Source organism: Streptomyces sp. NPDC059917 (assembly GCF_042730635.1).
Classification (GTDB): domain Bacteria; phylum Actinomycetota; class Actinomycetes; order Streptomycetales; family Streptomycetaceae; genus Streptomyces.
Genome location: NZ_JBHWLC010000007.1, coordinates 22806 through 39403 on the forward strand (window position 1 = coordinate 22806; position 16598 = coordinate 39403).

Consider the following 16598-nt stretch of genomic DNA (forward strand, 5'->3'; position numbering starts at 1 on the left):
CACCACCACCGACCGCGTAGATCCGGATCGTATTGCTGTTGCCGCTGACCGACGTGACACTCGTCAGACCGACCCCATTGCGCTTCGTCCAAGCCGCGTCGAAACGACCCTGGTCGTAATTTCCGTACTGCGTGTACAGCACACCGTCCCCGCCCACCATCGACAGCACGACGTTGTTCCCACTCGTACTCGCCGCGACATCCTTCACCCCGGTCGCACCACCGGGAATCTCGGCCCAGCTGGTCCACCGGTTCTCCGAGGGAACGTGGTCCCGCCCGTAGACCCGGCCGCCCGAGACCCCGTAGAAGTGCACCAGGTCATCGCCGACGTTCGCGCTGGTGATCTTCGTCAGTGAGGCGCCGCCCACCGTCGCCCAGGACCCGTTGAAACGGCCCTGCTGGTAGTTCCCGAACTGGCTGTACATCCCTCCGTCGCCACCCACGATGTCCAGCTGCACATTGCGCGTGGCGGGAGTCGGCGGAGTCTGCGGATACGGATCGGCGTGGTCGGACCCCAGTGCCGCATTCGGTCCACAGCTCGGCCAGGCCCCTTCGCCCTGGACCGCGAGCACCTTCTCGCCGATGAGTATCTGCTGCTGCTTCGTCGCGAGATGGGCCTGCGACGCGTACCCGGTGCCGCCGAAAGCCGCCCACGTACCCGAGCTGAACTGCAGACCACCGTAGTAGCCGTTGCCCGTGTTGATGCTCCAGTTGCCTCCGCTCTCGCACTGGGCGACCCTGTCCCACGTACTCACGGAAGCGGCGGATGCGGGTCCCACCCCGGCTATCGATGCGGTGACGGCGATCAGCGAGGTGAGCGCGACGGCCGGAGCGTACTTCGCGCGAGCGGTGCGGAGCATGGGAATCCTTCGATCAGGTGCGGCGGCCACGGCGGCAGGGGCGCCATGGGCTGGGGCGTGGGGCTGGTGCTGGGTCAGTGCGACATGGACGCGGTGATGTCCTTGGCCCCGGCCGCGCCGCCGGGGATCTCGCCCCACTCGCTGACGCTGTTCGTCGACAGCGTGAAGTCCTCGCCGTACACCCGGCCGCCACCGCCGACCGCGTAGATCCGGATCGTGTTGCTGTTGCCCGTGACCGAGGTGACATTGGTCAGACCGACGCCGTTGCGCTTGATCCAGCTCTGGTCGAAGTGGCCCTTGTCGTAGTTTCCGTACTGCGTGTACAGGACGCCGTCCGCCCCTGCGATGGACAGGACGACGTTGGTGCCGTTCGCGCTGGCGGCGATGTCCTTGACCCCCTGCACACCGCCGGGGATCTCGCCCCACTCGCCGACGCTGTTCGTCGACAGCGTGAAGTCCTCGCCGTACACCCGGCCGCCACTACCGACCGCGTAGATCCGGATCGTGTTGCTGTTGCCGCTGACCGAGGTGATGCTCGTCAGGCCGACGCCGTTGCGCTTGATCCAGCTCTGGTCGAAGTGGCCCTGCTCATAGTTTCCGTACTGCGTGTAGAGGACGCCGTCCCCGCCGATGACCGACAGGACCACGTTCTTGCCGTTGGAGCTCGCGGCGATGTCCTTGACCCCGCTCGCGCCGCCGGGGATCTCGGCCCACGGGGTCCAGGTGTTGGAGGCGGAGAAGTGGTCCCGGCCGTACACCCGGCCGTCGGCGATCCCGTAGAAGTGCACGGTGTCGCCGACCGTGGTGCTGGTGACCTTGGTCAGGGCCGCGCCGCCGACGTCCGTCCAGTTCGGGTTGAACCGGCCCTGCTCGTAGTTGCCGAACTGGCTGAGCATCGAACCGCCGGAACCCGCGATGTCGAGCTGCACGTTCACGGCCGCGGTCTCCGCGGGGGGAGTGGGCTCGCTTCCGCCGATCGGGGACACGTATCCGCTGATGGTCTGGCCACGAGCGGCGCTTCCCACCGCGGAGTTGAACGGGGAGGACTCCTTCACCCGCGAAGTGGCCGAGAAGTTGCCGCTCACACCACCTTCGTTGCCGCCGATGGTGGTGATCGTTCCGTTGCCGACCGACGCCACGATCGCGACGTGATCGGCGTAGCCCGCCCCGTTGTAGTTGAAGACGACCGCGTCGCCGACGTGCGGGGTGCTGCCGAGGCCGCCGTTGTACGTCCCGAAGCTGCCGGCGGCCGGAGTGAGGCCGGCGACGTTGACGCCATTGCGGGACCACACCCACTTCGCGAAGTCGGCGCACCACGCCTCCGGAGTACCGAAGTTGCCGGTGCAGCTCGAGTAGAAGCCGGTGCCGCCCGCGCTGTTGGTGGAACAGGCCCCGTCACCGACATTGGCGCGGGCGGTGTCGACGATCCCGGAGCCGCTGGCCGAAGCGGCCGAAGCGGCAAGGAGCAGCGCCGGGGCGACGGAGGCCAGGGCTATCGAGGTGTTCAGGGCACGGCGGACGGGCTTCACGGGCATGCGGGATCTCCAAGACGAGGCTGCGACGACGGGCAGGGTCGACACGGGGAAGGGCGGACGGGCTGAGGACGACGGTGTGGACCGGTGGCCCACGGATCCGGTCTCGCGTCCCGCGGTGACGCTCCGTCCGGTCTGAGTCGCCGGGAGGCGCCCCCTACCGGCGCTCACCAGCATCGCCGCTGCTCAGGGCGGGTATAAGGGCTTTTCGCTGGACGGAACCGCTTCTGACCCCATCCGTCCAACCGGGCGACCCCGGACAGGCCCCGCGGGCCTCCCGTGTCCTCGGCCCGAGGTCACCGCGAGCGCATGGTGCGGAGCACCGCGCTGCGGTGCGCCGTACTCGCTCCACCGCGCCGGAGCGTCCTTGTGGATCACATCCGGGGTGAGACCGGGTGAACGCAGAAGGGGTGCCCCTCCGTGAGGGGCACCCCTTCTGGTCAGCACGTTCGCTGAGCTGGCGGTGGGTGTGGGATTTGAACCCACGGTGACATCGCTGCCACGACGGTTTTCAAGACCGTTCCCTTAGGCCGCTCGGGCAACCCACCTGGCGGGTACAGAGTACCGGGCAGGTGGGGTGCACGGGGGCTGCGGTCAGGAGGAGGTCTGGGCCCTGTCGTAGGCCGCCTTCACCTCGTCGCCGAAGTACGGGCCGTACATCCGGTTCGGCAGGAAGGTGTAGCCGAAGCTGTTCACCGAGACCTGCGTGCCGAGGCCGGAGGCCTCGTCGAAGTTCTGCAGCCAGGGGCCACCGCTGGAGCCGCCCGTCATGTTGCAGGACAAGCTGTGGTCCTTGGTGAGGAGGAAGTCCTTGCCCGTGTTGCCGCTGCAGTAGACGAGCTTCGTGCCGTCGTACGGAGCGGCCGCGGGGAAGCCGAAGGAGTACATCTTCTTGTTGTAGCCGCCGTTGAACTGGATGCCCTGGGCCCCGACGACCTCGCTGAGCTTGCGGCCGCCGAGCGGGGCGACCACGGCGAGGCCGACGTCCATGTTCATGTCCTCGCTCGCCACCCACTGGTCGGTCGCGAGGGTCTTGGTGGCGGACCACTGGCCGTACGGCGCGTTGCCGTTGTTGTACGCCGGGACGAAGATCCAGTTGGTGTGCCAGGCGCCCTGGTACTTCACGCAGTGGCCAGCCGTGATGACCGTGCTGCCGTTGGCGCTGGTGATCGAGTCGCCGGAGCAGGAGGCCGTGCGGTCGCCCATGGTGAAGAAGACCCGGCCGGAGGTCTTCACGATCGCCCCGCCGCCCGTCCAGGCGCCACCCGCCTGCGGGAACGCGCTCGGGGAAGCCTGGGGCTGGGGTGCGGTCGGAGCGATCGTCGTGGGGGCGGCGACCGCCGTCGGCGCGCCGCGGGTGGATCCGGGGGCCGCCGTCACGTCGAGCGGGGTGGCCGCCCTCATCCGGGCCGCCGTCCAGAAGCCGGGGTCCGGGGCGAGGGGGGACGCCGCGGACGCGGGCGCGGCCGTGAGCACGCCCGCGATCAGGGCGCCTGCGGCCAGGAGGACGGACGCGGCCGTTCGATGACGATTCACGCATGACTCCTTCTGCCGTGCCCTGGGCCCGTGGGACCCGGGCAGGGGTGGGGTAGGAAGAGTTGTCGGTGCGGATCGGCAGTGCGGATTGCCCGGGCAGCGTGGCACGGTGGTGCGCGATTGTCAGCGGGCGTCGCCCCGATTGGCCGGTTCGGCCCGCTACGGCCGAACTCGGCCCCGCCACGCGCTACATGGTGAGCAGGACCCCGGCGTACGAGACCCCCGCCACCACGGCCCACGAGCTCAGGCCCAGCACCGCGGCCCGCCCTCCGGTCCGCGCCAGCGTCGGCAGGTGCACCGCGCTCCCCAGACCGAACAGCGCGGCGGCCAGCAGGGCCTCCTGCGCCGAGTGGGCCCACTCCAGTGCGGCCTCGGGCACGACCCCGGTGGCGCGCAGCGCCGCCGCCGCCAGGAACCCGGCGACGAACAGCGGAACCGGTGTCGGTCGCCGCCCCGAGGCGCTGCGCATCCCGCGTCGGCGGGCCCGTAGCGAGAAGGCCACGGCGGCCACCAGCGGGGCCAGCAGGGCCACCCGCATCAGCTTGACCAGGACGGCCTCGCCGAGCGCGTCCGGCCCGGCGGTCTGAGCGGTGGCCACGACCTGGCCGACGTCGTGCACGCTGGCCCCCACCCACCGGCCGAACTCCGGGTCGGTGAGCCCCAACGGCCCCTGGAGCAGCGGCAGGACCGCGATGGCGAGGGTGCCGCACAAGGTCACCAGGGCCACCGAGGCGGCCACGTCCTCCTCGTCGCTGCCGGAGACCTCGCTGACCGCACCGATCGCCGAGGCTCCGCAGATCGAGTACCCCGTCGCGATCAGCAGCGGCTGGTCTCCGCGCAGCCCGAGCCTCCGGCCCAGCCACAGCGTGCCCAGGAAGGTCGCGGCGACCACGGCGACGACCATGGCCACCGTGGCCCAGCCCAGCCCCAACACGTCGTCCAGGCCGAGCCCCAGGCCCAGCAGGACGATCCCGATCCGCATCAGCCGCCGACCGGCGAGCGAAAGGCCCGGCCGGGCGGCTCCGCGGACGAAGGTGCGGATCCGGGGCAGATGCGCGGCCGCGATGCCCAGCACCACCGACGCGGTGAGCCAGGGCACCGCGGGCACGAGCCAGTGGATCGCCCAGGCGATCGCGGCCCCGACCACCGCGGCCGCCAATCCGGGCCAGGGGGTGGGTGTTTCACGTGAAACAGGCCGATCCCCATCGACCCGCGGTGTGGACCGGTGCAGCAGCGCCATCAGTCGGTGGGGAGCGTGTAGACCCGCCGGACGCTGCTTCCCAGGCGGGCGACGTCAGCGCCGTAGACGTGGAGGGATATCGCCTTGGTACGACAGGAGTTGCGGACCTTGTGGATGTCGCCGGGGGGCGCGAAGCCGCAGACGTCCCCGGGACCGTTGAGGATCTCCTCGGTGGCCACCAGCCGGGCTCCCGCGGTGCCCGTTGCCGGGGCGAGCCGGTAGCGCCGTTCGCTCTCCGTGCCCTCGTGGACTCCGGCCACGCACCACGACACGTGGTCGTGGATGCTCGTCTCCTGGCCGGGCAGCCAGACCAGTGCCACCACCGAGAAGCTGCCGTCCGGCTCCGCGTGCAGGATGTGCTGCCGGTAGCGGTCGGTGTGGCCCTCGCACTGCTCGTCGGTGAGCAGGTCGGGCGTACCAAGCTGCGGCCCGACGAGCTCTCCGACCAGATAGGCGGTGAGGTCGGGTGCGAGCCCCCGGTCCACGACCGTACGGATCTCAGCGACGAGGGCGGCCATCCTCGCAGTGGTACGGGCCGGCGTGGTGGTGGTCATATCGGCAGCATCGGGCAGCCGATCCATCACGTCCAACGACAGTTTCCACCCGAAATCCCAAGTGCCGCTTATGGATTGGGGGAGGGGAGGCGTCCGTCGGGTCAGCAGCCGACGCGGTTGGCGGCCACCCGCTTCAGCTCGTCCAGGACGGCCGCCGTCGCCGGTATCCGCAGGTGGTCCCGGTAGACGTAGGCGGCGATGTGGCGGCGGGCCATCGGCGCCAGCGGCCGTCCGCACACCTTGTTCAGGGAGAGCGAGGGAAGGACCAGCGCCGGCATCATGGCCACACCGAGCCCTTGGGCCACCAGGCTCTGCACGACCAGGTTGTCATCGGTGGAGAACCGGATGTCGGGGACGAAGCCCAGCTCGGCGCACTCGTGCAGCAGGTTGGCCCGGCAGCGCGGACAGCCCGCGATCCAGCGCTCCTCCGCGAGGTCCGCCAGGTGCACGGCGCGCCGGCGGGCCAGGGGGTGCCCGGTCGGCAGCAGCACCGTCAGCTGGTCCTCCAGCAGTTTCACCTCGGCCACCTCCTCCGGTATCTCCTCGTGGAGACCGGGATAGGTGAAGGCCAGCGTGATGTCGCACTCCCCGCGCTCCAGCCTGCGCAGCGAGTCCGGGGGTTCGCCTTCCAAGAGCTCCACCTGCACGCCGGGGTGGTCCTTGGCGAGCCCGCTCAACGCCTCGGGGACGAGGGTGACGTTGACGCTGGGGAATCCGCACAGCCGGACCCTGCCGGCGCGCAGTCGCGCATAGGCCTTCATCTGCGCCTCGGCGGCGGAGAGGGATCCGAGGATCGACTCCGCGTGCCTGGCCAGCGAATTGCCCGCCTCGGTGAGCTGCATGCGGCGGCCGACCCGGGTGAACAGCGGGGTGCCGACGGCCCGCTCCAGGGCCTTCATCTGCTGGGTGATCGCGGGCTGGGTGTAGCCCAAGACGCGGGCGGCCGCCGAGTACGACCCGGAGGCGACCACCTCGTGAAACGTGCGTATGTGCCGCGAATCGAACACGACCGAAGCATAAGCGGACGTTGGGAGGGGCCGTAGGCGCAATCGCGCCTACGGCCCCTCCCCACAGGATTTCCTGTGGCCCGGACCATCCGTCGCCCGGACTCACTCGTCCTGGATCACTCGCCCAGGATCACACGCCGGGGATCACTTGTCGCCGACCCGCGACCCGAGGGTGATGTCGACCGTGGTCGGCTTCCCACCGCGCAAGTACGTCAGCTTCACCGTGTCACCGGGCTTGTACGTCCAGATCTCACTGATGAGCGTCGGGCCGCTGTCGATCGTCTTGTCACCGAACTGGGTGATCACGTCGCCGGGCTTGAGGCCGGCCTTGCCCGCCGGACCGGCCGGGTCGACCAGCTCGTTGGCCGCGGCGCCCTGCTCGGAGATCTTCGCGCCGTCCGTCTTGGACTGGAGGTCCACGGAGACGCCGATCACCGGGTAGGTCGGCTTGCCGGTCTTGATGAGCTGCTGGGCGACGTTCTTCGCCTGGTTGATCGGGATCGCGAAGCCGAGGCCGATCGAACCGGCCTGGCCGCCGCCGAAGCCGCCGTTGCCCGCCGACTGGATGGCGGAGTTGATGCCGATGACCGCGCCGCGCCCGTCGAGCAGCGGACCGCCGGAGTTGCCCGGGTTGATCGAGGCGTCCGTCTGGAGGGCGCTCATGTACGAGTTCTTGTTGCTGGCGCCGTCGCCCGAGGCCACCGGGCGGTTCTTCGCACTGACGATGCCGGTGGTCACCGTGTTCGACAGGCCGAAGGGCGCGCCGATCGCGATGGTCGTGTCACCGACGGCGACCTTGTCGGAGTCACCGAGCTGGAGCGGGTTGAGCCCGGCCGGCGGGTTCTTCAGCTTCAGCACGGCCACGTCGTAGCCCTGGGCCCGGCCCACGACCTCGGCGTCGAACTTCTTGCCGTTGGAGAAGGTGGCGGAGAGCTTGCCACCGTTGGCGGCGGAGGCCACGACGTGGTTGTTGGTCAGGATGTGGCCCTCCTGGTCGTAGACGAAGCCGGTACCCGTACCGCCTTCGCCGTCACCGCCCTGGGCCTCGATGGTCACGACGCTGGGCAGCGCCTTGGCCGCCAGGCCCGCGATCGAACCGGGCTCGCGCTTGAGGTCCTTGGGCGCCTCGCCGGAGGAGTTGACCGTGGTGGATCCGGAACCGTCGAGGCTGCCGTCGGCGAGCTTGTAGCCGATGCCGCCGCCCACGCCGCCCGCGAGCAGTGCGGCCGCGAGCACTGCCGCGATCAGGCCGCCCCGGCCCTTCGCCTTGTGCTGCGGAGCGCCGTCGCCGAGCGGGGGAGCGCCCCAGACCCCGGCGCCGTTGCCACCGTCGTGGCCCCCGGCTCCGTACGCCGGAACGGCCGGCGGGGGCGGCGGCCAGGCCTCCGCGCCGTGCGCGGCGGGAGCGCCGTACGGAGCCGCGGGCGGGCCCGGGACCGCAGCCGCGGCCGGAGCCCCGTACGGGTCCGCGGCGGGGGTCGGCGGGAGCTGCTGGGTCGGCTCGGCCCCGGGCGGCGGGGTCGGCGGGAGCTGCTGGGTCGCGGGCTCGGCGGCGTACCCCTGGTCGGCGGCGACCGGTGCCTTGCCCATGTCCACGGGGGGTGCGTCCACGGGGGCCGCATCCGCCGGGGCCACCGGCTCGGGGGTCGGCGCGGCCACCGGCACGGGAGGTGCGGACGGGGCCGCGGGGGGCGTCGGGGCCGCGGTGCCCTCGTTCTCGGTGCTCACAGCGCTCTCTCCTCGTCACACACGGCGTGTTGGATATCGGACGGTACATCCGGTGGGACATCGGTCCGGCTGAACGTTCGACCGGTCGTACAAGTTCCTGGGCAAAGCCTTTCCCATCAACCGTCAGAGCACTGTAAGCCGGACCTGTGTGTCCTGACCCCATCCTTTATGCCGGGCATTTCGGACGCATCTCCAGGGTCCCGCCCCACGCCGGAGGGCCGGACCCTGGCACCATGACCCGGTGACCCACGCAACGCCGCGCCCCATCCAGGTCGTCGCCCACCGCGGTGCCTCGGAGGACGCCCCCGAGCACACCCTGGCCGCCTACCGCAAAGCCGTCGAGGACGGAGCGGACGCGCTCGAATGCGACGTCCGGCTCACCGCCGACGGCCATCTCGTACTGGTCCACGACCGCCGGGTGAACCGCACGTCCAACGGCCGCGGCGCGGTCTCGGCCCTGGAACTGGCCGATCTCGCCGCCCTCGACTTCGGCTCCTGGAAGGACCGCGAGGAGTCCCCCGACTGGGACGCCGGAGCGGGCGCCGCCGGCGAGTACGGCAAGGAGCCCGATCCGGAGCGCACCTCCGTGCTCACCCTGGAGCGGCTGCTGGAGCTGGTCGCGGACGCCGGGCGGCCGGTGCAGCTCGCGATCGAGACGAAGCACCCGACCCGCTGGGCCGGACAGGTGGAGGAGCGGCTGCTGTTCCTGCTCAAGCGCTTCGGCCTGGACTCCCCGCCCGCCGAGGGCCCCCACCCCGTACGGATCATGAGCTTCTCCGCGCGCTCCCTGCACCGGGTCCGCGCGGCCGCGCCGACGATCCCGACCGTGTACCTGATGCAGTTCGTATCGCCCCGGATGCGCGACGGGCGGCTGCCCGCCGGGGTCCGGATCGCCGGGCCGGGCATGCGGATCGTCCGCAGCCACCCCGGCTTCATCCGCAAACTTCAAGCCGCCGGGCACTCGGTCCACGTGTGGACCGTGAACGAACCCGAGGACGTTCAGCTCTGCGCTGATCTGGGTGTGGAAGCAATCATCACGAACCGACCCCGCCAAGTTCTGTCACAACTTGGCCGCTGACGCCCCCTTTTGCCCACCCGTCCCCCCTTCACCTCCCGTGACAGGGTGTGCACCGGCGCATCCGCTCCGCATTCAGTCGTCATGAATGCGTCAGAGGCCCCCGCCACGGCGGTTTCCGGTCCAGGCCAATGGGGCATCCAGACCTTGGCGTGGGGCTAAGGAGGTTCCGGGGGTGACGTTGGTGATGGCACAGGAGGTGCCCACGTCGTCGTGCATGGCCGTACCCCATGGCCCTGCGGGCGTGGGCACGGCGAGGCACCGCATGCGTGAGCAGCTGCGTATCGGCGGACTGCCCGATTCGGTCGTGGACGATGCCGTCCTGATCCTTTCCGAACTGCTCAGCAACGCCTGCCGGCACGGCAGGCCCCTGGGCACCCAGGAGATCGGCGCCGGGGACATACGCGCCGCATGGCGCGTCGACAAGGCGGGGCGACTGACGGTCGAGGTCACGGACGGGGGCGGGCCCACCCGCCCGGTTCCGGCCACGCCTTCGGTCACCGCGCGCGGCGGCCGGGGGCTGAACATCATCAGCGCCCTGGCCCAGGACTGGGGCGTCCGGGACGGCGCGGGCGGCGAGGTCACCGTATGGGTGACGGTCGCGTGCGGACCCCGTCACGACGATTTCGCTACGCGCGTCGCTGCGCCCGCGATCGCCTTCGCCGCCCCCTTCGACGACCTGGATCCCTGACCCGATCCCGCACCCGCGCTCCGACCCGAGCGCGCGCCCGGGAGCACACGCCGACCGTGCTTGCGACCGCGCTCCCGGCCGCACCCGCCCGGTTGCGGCGGCACGAACGGCTAGGCTCGCGCCGTCACGTACCGACGTACCGCCGCAACCGGGAGACACCCACGATGGCCAAGAAGCGCCCCGCAGCGAAGACTGCAAAGCCGCAGCTCAAGGACGGGGAGATCCCCGTGGTGGGCGCCCGCGAGCCCTGCCCCTGCGGATCCGGGCGCCGCTACAAGGCCTGTCACGGCGCCGCCGCCTCACATGCCGTCACCGAGCTGGTGCAGCGCCCCTTCGAGGGCCTGCCGTCCGAGTGCGACTGGGTGGCGCTGCGCGAGCTGGTGCCGGCCGCCACCATCCCGCTCACCCTCAAGGGCGGCCTGCCCGAGGGCGTGCCGTCCGTCACGCTGGTGACCGTACTGCCCATGGCCTGGCCGGCGCTGCGCCGCGAGGACGGGTCCGTCCTGCTCGGCCTGCAGAACGAGTCCTCCAGCGGGAACCTCGCCCGCGACCTCGCCGACACCCTGGAGCGCGCGCTCGTCGCCGAGCCCGGCAACCCGATCGCCGCCCGCCGCGTGCCCGCCGAGGGGCCCCGACTTCAGGATCTCCTGGACCCGGACGGCGTTTTCGAGCCGGTTGTACACAGCGGCTTCGAATTCTGGATTCCGGATGCGGAGACCGCCCAGGCCGCCTCCCCGGAGATCGCCGCCTCGCTGGAGCGCGCCAACGCGGCCGCCATCCCGACCGTCAAGCTCACCGGCGTCGACGCGGCCTACTGGTGCGAGACCCCGGAGAAGAACCACCTGCGCTGGGTCATGCCGCACCCCGAGGAGCAGCTGCTCGACGCCCTGGCGCGGCTGACCGCGGCGGGCGAGTCCTCGCTCGGCGAGGGCACCAAGCTCGTCGGCTCCTTCCGCGCGCACGGCCTGATGGTCCCCGTCTGGGACCTGCCCGTCGGCTACACCGCCGACCAGGCGGAAGAGCCCGCGGCCCGGCTCGCGGAGCGCCTCGCCAAGGCCCTGACCACGGACGCCCCGCTGACCCCGGAGGAGCGCCGGGCACGCGGCGGCCTGACCAACCGCCAGGTCACCCTGAGCTGACCCCGGGGTCGTCCGTGCGGGCCCACGACGGGCCCGCACGGGCCCCCGAAGGCCCCCGCGGGCCCTCCCGGAGCGCGCCACGGGCGGTGACCGGAGTCACAACTCCCGCTAATCGTCTGCAAATCGATGTCCGAATATCCGAGATCGAATTTGCGAACAGGCGATCTCTTGTTACCGTTCTTGTAGCCCGGTCGCTGGTGCATCCCCCGTCGCCAGCGACCGGGCCCTTCCATTTCCGGTGGCGCTCAACCGCCGCCCGGTCCCGGTGAGTTGCTCCCGGACCGCAGGAGCAGGGGTCCTTCAGCATCCGGAACTGCAAATTCCGCTACTGCGCTGTACCGGTCCGGGGTTCCCAGGGAGTCCTCCTTGGGCGTCTCGCACAGACCCGGCTCGTCGCCCGTCCCGATCGCGCAGCGGATCTGCACCGTCCGACCCGCCGGCCCCATCACGGTCAGTACGGATTCCAACGCCCGCCCGCTGGTGTTGCGGTAGTAACTGCGCCCCCAACTCTGCCCCTCGCCGGTCAGCACGCACGTCTGCGCCTCGACCCCCTGGGGCGAGGAGAGTTCGGGGCCGCAGCGCGAGTCCGTGCGGGGCTGCTCGGCCGGTCCGGGCGGCGCCGCCTTCGACCCGCCCCGGCGACCGGAAGGATCCGACAGCCCCAGCGAGGAAAGCAGTCCGCCGCCCTTTCCGTCGTCCCGCGCGGCGAGGTCCGGTCCGGCGATCGCACCCGCGAGCGGAAGCGACAAGATGATCAGCACACCGGCGCCGATACCGATCAGGCGGAGATTCATTCGCCGAAGATAGCGATGCGGCGATGGGCCCCGGAGATGCCCGCGCCCAATTCCCTTGGAATCGGGCACTGGTGACACCCGTTCGAGTGATTCGGCGGTCGGCCCGCCGATGAGCCCGTACGAGCGTCAGTACGCAAGTCGGCTGCCGCCGCCCGGCGCTCCGGTGCTCGCCTCCACCAGCGCGTCCACGACCGCCTCCACCTCCGGGAGCCACGGCGGCCCGTCCTGCGCCACCGGTTCCCGCTCCCAGCGCACCTGGCCGCCGCAGGACGCGGCGGAGGGCGGCAGCAGCAGGTACCCGCCCTCGCCGTGGAAGCGCAGCGAGGACGGCACGTGGTCCTTGGCGTAGAGGAGTTCGCCGAGCCGCTCCAGCGAGTACGGCGCCACCAGCAGCGACCAGCGCGTGGGCGTCGCGACGACCGGACCGAGCCGCAGGCCGCGCTGGTCGAGCCGGACCAGCGCCCGCGCGGCCGCCGCCGCCGGCAGGCTCACCGCGCAGGGAGCGGCCCCGCCGGTGGCCAGGAGCAGGGGAGCGCTCGGCCGGTTGGTCCACCACCAACCCACCATCCGGGGGTCGGTGGTGGCCGCGAGGAGGCCCGGGTCGAAGGGGTGGGCGCCGGGAACCACGCAGTCCGGGTCCGGGCACGCGCAGCGCGCACCGTCCGCGCCGGCCAGGCCCACACCGGGGAGCACGGGCCACGCCCAGTCGGCGGCGCACACCAATGCGGCGTCGAGGGACGGCGGGTGGGCGGGGGCGGCCCCCGGCCGGGACCCGGCCCGCTGGGCGAATCGGAGGGACTGGAGGGTCCGTAGAGGCTGGAGGGTCCGAAGGGACTGGAGCGTCCGAAGGGACTGGGCGGTCCGAAGGGAACTGCGGAGTCGCTGGAGACGCCTTCCGAGGATCTCGCGCATGAGCGCTCGTTCCTTTCCGTTGAACGCCGAGGGCCACATCACACCATGTATGCGGTGTTTCACCACACGTACACGTTTCGCGTCACTGTTCCGCCAGAAGCAGGTTCACACGGTTCGTGCAGTCGTCGTACGGGTCCATGGAACGTCCAGCAAGGGCGGTGCGCGACCCGTGACGGGCCGCGCCCAGCCGCCGCCGCTAAGGACGGCGGCCCGTACCGGACGGTTCCCGGCGGGTCCGGGGTGGCGTCAACTCACCCCGCGCACCACCGCTTACGTACCCGTGCCGACGGTGACGCCCGTCCAGTCGACCGCAAAAAGGCATCCCATCCAACCTTTTCCGGCCAAGTTTTACCCTTGACCGAACGGTGAGTTGTCGTCTCACGGACACCAGGATTCCCACCTGGGCAATGCTGGACATCGATCCACGTGTGCGTGTAGATGTGGATCCATTGATGGCGGCGCAGAACGATCTGGGGGTTTGCGATGCTATTCGGCGAATCGCACCAGGTGGAAAGCCGGACGCCATGAGCGCCCCGCATCCGCCGAAAGTGGCTGGAATCGATTCAGTAGTTACGGCTTCCCCTCACACTGCGGCGCCCGTGCCCGCGCGCACCGCTCCCACACCGACCGCGGTACCCGCCCCCAGCACCCTGATCCAGGACCGCCTGGCGGGCATGGTCTCCGACCTGACCACCCTGCACGAGCTGACCGAGCGCCTCGCCCGGTCCGCCGGCCTCGACTCCTGCCTCCAGGAGTTCCTGCGCGCCGGAGCCGCGCTCGTCGGCGCCCGTCGGGGGCTGATCGTGCTGGAGCCCGTCGACGGCCTCGGCCCCGCCACCACCATCGGGCTGGGCCTGAGCCGCGCGGACCTCGGTCACATCGAGACCGTGCCGCGCGCCGCCACCTCGTACGGCCGCATCCTCGACGGAACCCCCGGCGCCGCCGGCGGCTCCGAGGTGCTCCCGGACGTCGGCGCGCCCCCCGGCTGCGGCGGGTACGCGACCCCCGTCGACCCGCAGCACCGCGAGGTCGCGGCGCGTCTGGGCTACGCCGCCAGCTACGCGCTGCCGCTGACCGCCGAGGCCACCGGCCGCCTCGGCGCCGTCGTCTGGCTGTACGAGGACCAGGTCGAGCCGAGCGACCGCCAGCGCGACCTCGCCGGTCTCTACGTACGGCACGGGGCCGAGCACCTGGCCCGCGTCCTGGAAGCCCAGCGCGCCCGGACCCGGCTCGCCACCGTCGCCGAGGAACTGCTGCCGAGCAGGCTGCCCCGGGTACCGGGGGTCCAGCTCGCCGCCCGCCACCACACCGGACCGCACGGCGGCGGCGATTGGTACGACGCCCTGCCGCTGCCCGAGGGCGCCCTCGGACTGGCCATCGGGTCCGTCACCGGAGCCGGGCCCAGCGCGATCGCCGCGATGGGCCGACTGCGGGCCTCGCTGCGCGCGTACGCCGTGATGGAGGGCGAGGACCCGGTCGCGGTCCTCTCCGACCTGGAGCTGCTGCTGCGGCTGACCGAGCCCGCGAGGTCGGCCACCGCGCTCTTCGCCTACTGCGAGCCGGGCTCCCGGAAGATCCTCCTGGCGGGCGCCGGACACGCGCCGCCGCTGCTCATCGGCGAGCACCGCACCGAGTACGTGGAGACCACGCTGTCCGCGCCGCTCGGCATGCTCGCCTGCTGGGAGGCGCCGAGCGTGGAGATCGAGCCCGCCGCCGGAGAAACGGTGCTGCTCTACACCGACGGGCTGCTGCGCCGTACCGGTGACGCCATGGACCGCGCGTACGCCCGGCTGCACGCGGCCGCCGCCTCGGTACCGCGGGCCGCCCGCGAGGACCCGGCCGCGATCGTGGACCACGTCCTGCGCACCGTGCTGCCGGACGAGGACTTCACGGGCGGGACCGGGAACGGGTCGGCGAGCGGCTGCACCGAGGACGTCGTCCTGCTGGCTGCCCGGTTTGACTGATTTATCACAGCCCTGCGGGGCCACTTCCTCTCGCACATACGATGGACGGGGTCCGTACCCGGTCCTGTCGTAGCTGAGGAGATGACGTGGCTGACGAGCTCACCCCGGAGACCCCGGAAGAAGAGCAGCCCAAGAAGACGCACAAGCAGCGCAAGAACGGGCTGTACCCGGGCCTCAGCGACGAACTCGCGGAGAACATGCGCACCGGCTGGGCGGACACCGAGCTGCACGGCCTGGAGCCCATCGCCCAGGCCGCGCACACGGCCGCGCGCCGCGACACGCTGTCCGCGAGCTTCCCGGGCGAACGCCTCGTCGTCCCCGCGGGCCGCCTCAAGACGCGCTCGAACGACACGGAGTACCCCTTCCGTGCCTCGACCGAGTACGCCTACCTGACCGGCGACCAGAGCGAGAACGGCGTCCTGGTCCTGGAGCCCACCGGCCCGACGGGCCACAGCGCGACCATCTACCTGCTCCCGCGCTCCGACCGCGAGAACGGCGAGTTCTGGCTGTCCGGCCAGGGCGAGCTGTGGGTCGGCCGCCGCCACTCCCTCACCGAGGCCGAGCAGCTCCTGGGCATCCCGGCGAAGGACGTCCGCGCCCTGGCCGAGGCCCTGACCGAGGCCACCGGCCCGGTCCGGATCGTCCGCGGCCACGACGCGGTCATCGAGGCGGCCCTGGCCGACAAGGTCACCGCCGAGCGCGACGGCGAGCTGCGCGTGAACCTCTCCGAGGCGCGCGTGGTCAAGGACGCGTTCGAGATCGGCGAGCTGCAGAAGGCCGTCGACTCCACCGTCCGCGGGTTCGAGGACTGCGTGAAGGTCCTCGACAAGGCCGAGGCCACCAGCGAGCGCTACATCGAGGGCACCTTCTTCCTGCGCGCCCGCGTCGACGGCAACGACGTCGGCTACGGCTCGATCTGCGCCGCCGGCCCGCACGCCTGCACCCTGCACTGGGTCCGCAACGACGGTCCCGTCCGCTCCGGCGACCTGCTGCTGCTGGACGCCGGCGTGGAGACGCAGTCGCTGTACACCGCCGACGTCACGCGCACCCTGCCGATCAACGGCCGGTTCACCGAGATCCAGCGCAAGATCTACGACGCCGTGTACGAGGCCCAGGAGGCCGGTATCGCCGCCGTGCGCCCGGGCGGGAAGTTCCGCGACTTCCACGACGCCGCGCAGCACGTGCTCGCCGAGAAGCTCGTCGAGTGGGGCCTGGTGGAGGGTCCGGTCGAGCGCGTCCTGGAGCTGGGTCTGCAGCGCCGCTGGACCCTGCACGGCACCGGTCACATGCTCGGCATGGACGTCCACGACTGCGCCGCCGCCCGCACCGAGGCCTACGTGGACGGCACCCTGGAGCCCGGCGTGTGCCTCACCGTCGAGCCCGGCCTGTACTTCCAGGCCGACGACCTGACCGTGCCGCAGGAGTACCGCGGCATCGGCGTCCGGATCGAGGACGACATCCTCGTCACCGAGGACGGCAACCGGAACCTGTCCGCTGGTCTGCCGCGCCGTTCCGACGAGGTCGAGAGCTGGATGGCCGCGCTGAAGGGCTGACCCTTCCGCCACCG

Annotated in this window: 14 protein-coding genes and 1 tRNA gene; 5 read left to right on the plus strand and 10 right to left on the minus strand. The window is 71.4% G+C overall.

Translation table 11 applies throughout. The annotated features are described in order from the left end of the window. From ACFWAR_RS06140 to ACFWAR_RS06175, 8 genes are all read right to left on the minus strand, one after another. The coding region (locus ACFWAR_RS06140) for a transglycosylase family protein (RefSeq protein WP_385773590.1) at positions 1-859 on the minus strand (859 nt) is incomplete at its 3' end. 74 nt (positions 860-933) lie between these two features. Then, positions 934-2394 carry a CHAP domain-containing protein gene (locus ACFWAR_RS06145; protein WP_385773592.1) on the minus strand — a complete coding sequence of 487 codons (1461 nt, stop codon included), beginning with the start codon at positions 2392-2394 and terminating at the stop codon, positions 934-936. 455 nt (positions 2395-2849) lie between these two features. Beyond that, positions 2850-2939, minus strand: a tRNA-Ser gene (locus ACFWAR_RS06150). A gap of 46 nt (positions 2940-2985) precedes the next feature. After that, positions 2986-3927: a peptidase gene (locus ACFWAR_RS06155; RefSeq protein ID WP_385773594.1), complete on the minus strand. Its 942-nt coding sequence runs from the start codon at positions 3925-3927 to the stop codon at positions 2986-2988. A 187-nt stretch (positions 3928-4114) separates the two neighbouring features. Next, the gene (locus tag ACFWAR_RS06160) at positions 4115-5167 is read right to left on the minus strand and encodes a YeiH family protein (RefSeq protein WP_385773596.1); all 1053 of its coding nucleotides are present in this window, start codon (positions 5165-5167) and stop codon (positions 4115-4117) included. Then, entirely contained in the window at positions 5167-5721 is a 555-nt protein-coding gene (locus tag ACFWAR_RS06165; RefSeq protein ID WP_385773598.1) for a cysteine dioxygenase, read from the minus strand. Before ACFWAR_RS06165 ends, ACFWAR_RS06160 begins: the two co-directional genes overlap by 1 nt. Before the next feature lie 101 nt (positions 5722-5822). Continuing rightward, positions 5823-6728: a LysR family transcriptional regulator gene (locus tag ACFWAR_RS06170; RefSeq protein WP_354378917.1), complete on the minus strand. Its 906-nt coding sequence runs from the start codon at positions 6726-6728 to the stop codon at positions 5823-5825. A gap of 144 nt (positions 6729-6872) precedes the next feature. Further along, entirely contained in the window at positions 6873-8456 is a 1584-nt protein-coding gene (locus ACFWAR_RS06175; protein ID WP_385773601.1) for a S1C family serine protease, read from the minus strand. Positions 8457-8697: 241 nt separating this feature from the next. On the opposite strand from ACFWAR_RS06175, the gene ACFWAR_RS06180 reads away from it, so the two are divergent. The 3 genes from ACFWAR_RS06180 (at position 8698) to ACFWAR_RS06190 (ending at position 11361) form a co-directional block, all read left to right on the plus strand. Beyond that, a complete protein-coding gene (locus ACFWAR_RS06180) occupies positions 8698-9534 on the plus strand; it encodes a glycerophosphodiester phosphodiesterase (protein ID WP_385773603.1) in 837 nt (278 codons plus the stop codon). An 85-nt stretch (positions 9535-9619) separates the two neighbouring features. Beyond that, entirely contained in the window at positions 9620-10222 is a 603-nt protein-coding gene (locus tag ACFWAR_RS06185; RefSeq protein WP_385773605.1) for an ATP-binding protein, read from the plus strand. 164 nt (positions 10223-10386) lie between these two features. Beyond that, a complete protein-coding gene (locus ACFWAR_RS06190; protein WP_385773607.1) occupies positions 10387-11361 on the plus strand; it encodes a DUF5926 family protein in 975 nt (324 codons plus the stop codon). A gap of 245 nt (positions 11362-11606) precedes the next feature. Here the strand turns inward: ACFWAR_RS06190 and ACFWAR_RS06195 are convergent, their stop codons facing one another. Then, a complete protein-coding gene (locus ACFWAR_RS06195) occupies positions 11607-12155 on the minus strand; it encodes a hypothetical protein (RefSeq protein ID WP_385773609.1) in 549 nt (182 codons plus the stop codon). A gap of 126 nt (positions 12156-12281) precedes the next feature. Then, on the minus strand, positions 12282-13067 hold the full coding sequence (locus ACFWAR_RS06200; protein WP_385773611.1) for a bifunctional DNA primase/polymerase: 786 nt from the start codon (positions 13065-13067) through the stop codon (positions 12282-12284). 407 nt (positions 13068-13474) lie between these two features. On the opposite strand from ACFWAR_RS06200, the gene ACFWAR_RS06205 reads away from it, so the two are divergent. Continuing rightward, positions 13475-15031: a PP2C family protein-serine/threonine phosphatase gene (locus ACFWAR_RS06205; protein WP_385773613.1), complete on the plus strand. Its 1557-nt coding sequence runs from the start codon at positions 13475-13477 to the stop codon at positions 15029-15031. A gap of 86 nt (positions 15032-15117) precedes the next feature. Then, complete coding sequence (locus tag ACFWAR_RS06210; protein WP_385773615.1) at positions 15118-16584, plus strand: aminopeptidase P family protein; 1467 nt, start codon at positions 15118-15120, stop codon at positions 16582-16584. Positions 16585-16598 lie beyond the last annotated feature (14 nt).

Coding starts and splice junctions, on each gene's coding strand:
- ACFWAR_RS06145 (WP_385773592.1), bottom strand. CDS start 2,394: ATGCCCGTGAAGCCCGTCCGCCGTGCCCTGAACACCTCGATAGCCCTG.
- ACFWAR_RS06160 (WP_385773596.1), bottom strand. CDS start 5,167: ATGGCGCTGCTGCACCGGTCCACACCGCGGGTCGATGGGGATCGGCCT.
- ACFWAR_RS06165 (WP_385773598.1), bottom strand. CDS start 5,721: ATGACCACCACCACGCCGGCCCGTACCACTGCGAGGATGGCCGCCCTC.
- ACFWAR_RS06185 (WP_385773605.1), top strand. CDS start 9,620: ATGCGTCAGAGGCCCCCGCCACGGCGGTTTCCGGTCCAGGCCAATGGG.
- ACFWAR_RS06190 (WP_385773607.1), top strand. CDS start 10,387: ATGGCCAAGAAGCGCCCCGCAGCGAAGACTGCAAAGCCGCAGCTCAAG.
- ACFWAR_RS06195 (WP_385773609.1), bottom strand. CDS start 12,155: ATGAATCTCCGCCTGATCGGTATCGGCGCCGGTGTGCTGATCATCTTG.
- ACFWAR_RS06200 (WP_385773611.1), bottom strand. CDS start 13,067: ATGCGCGAGATCCTCGGAAGGCGTCTCCAGCGACTCCGCAGTTCCCTT.
- ACFWAR_RS06205 (WP_385773613.1), top strand. CDS start 13,475: ATGCTGGACATCGATCCACGTGTGCGTGTAGATGTGGATCCATTGATG.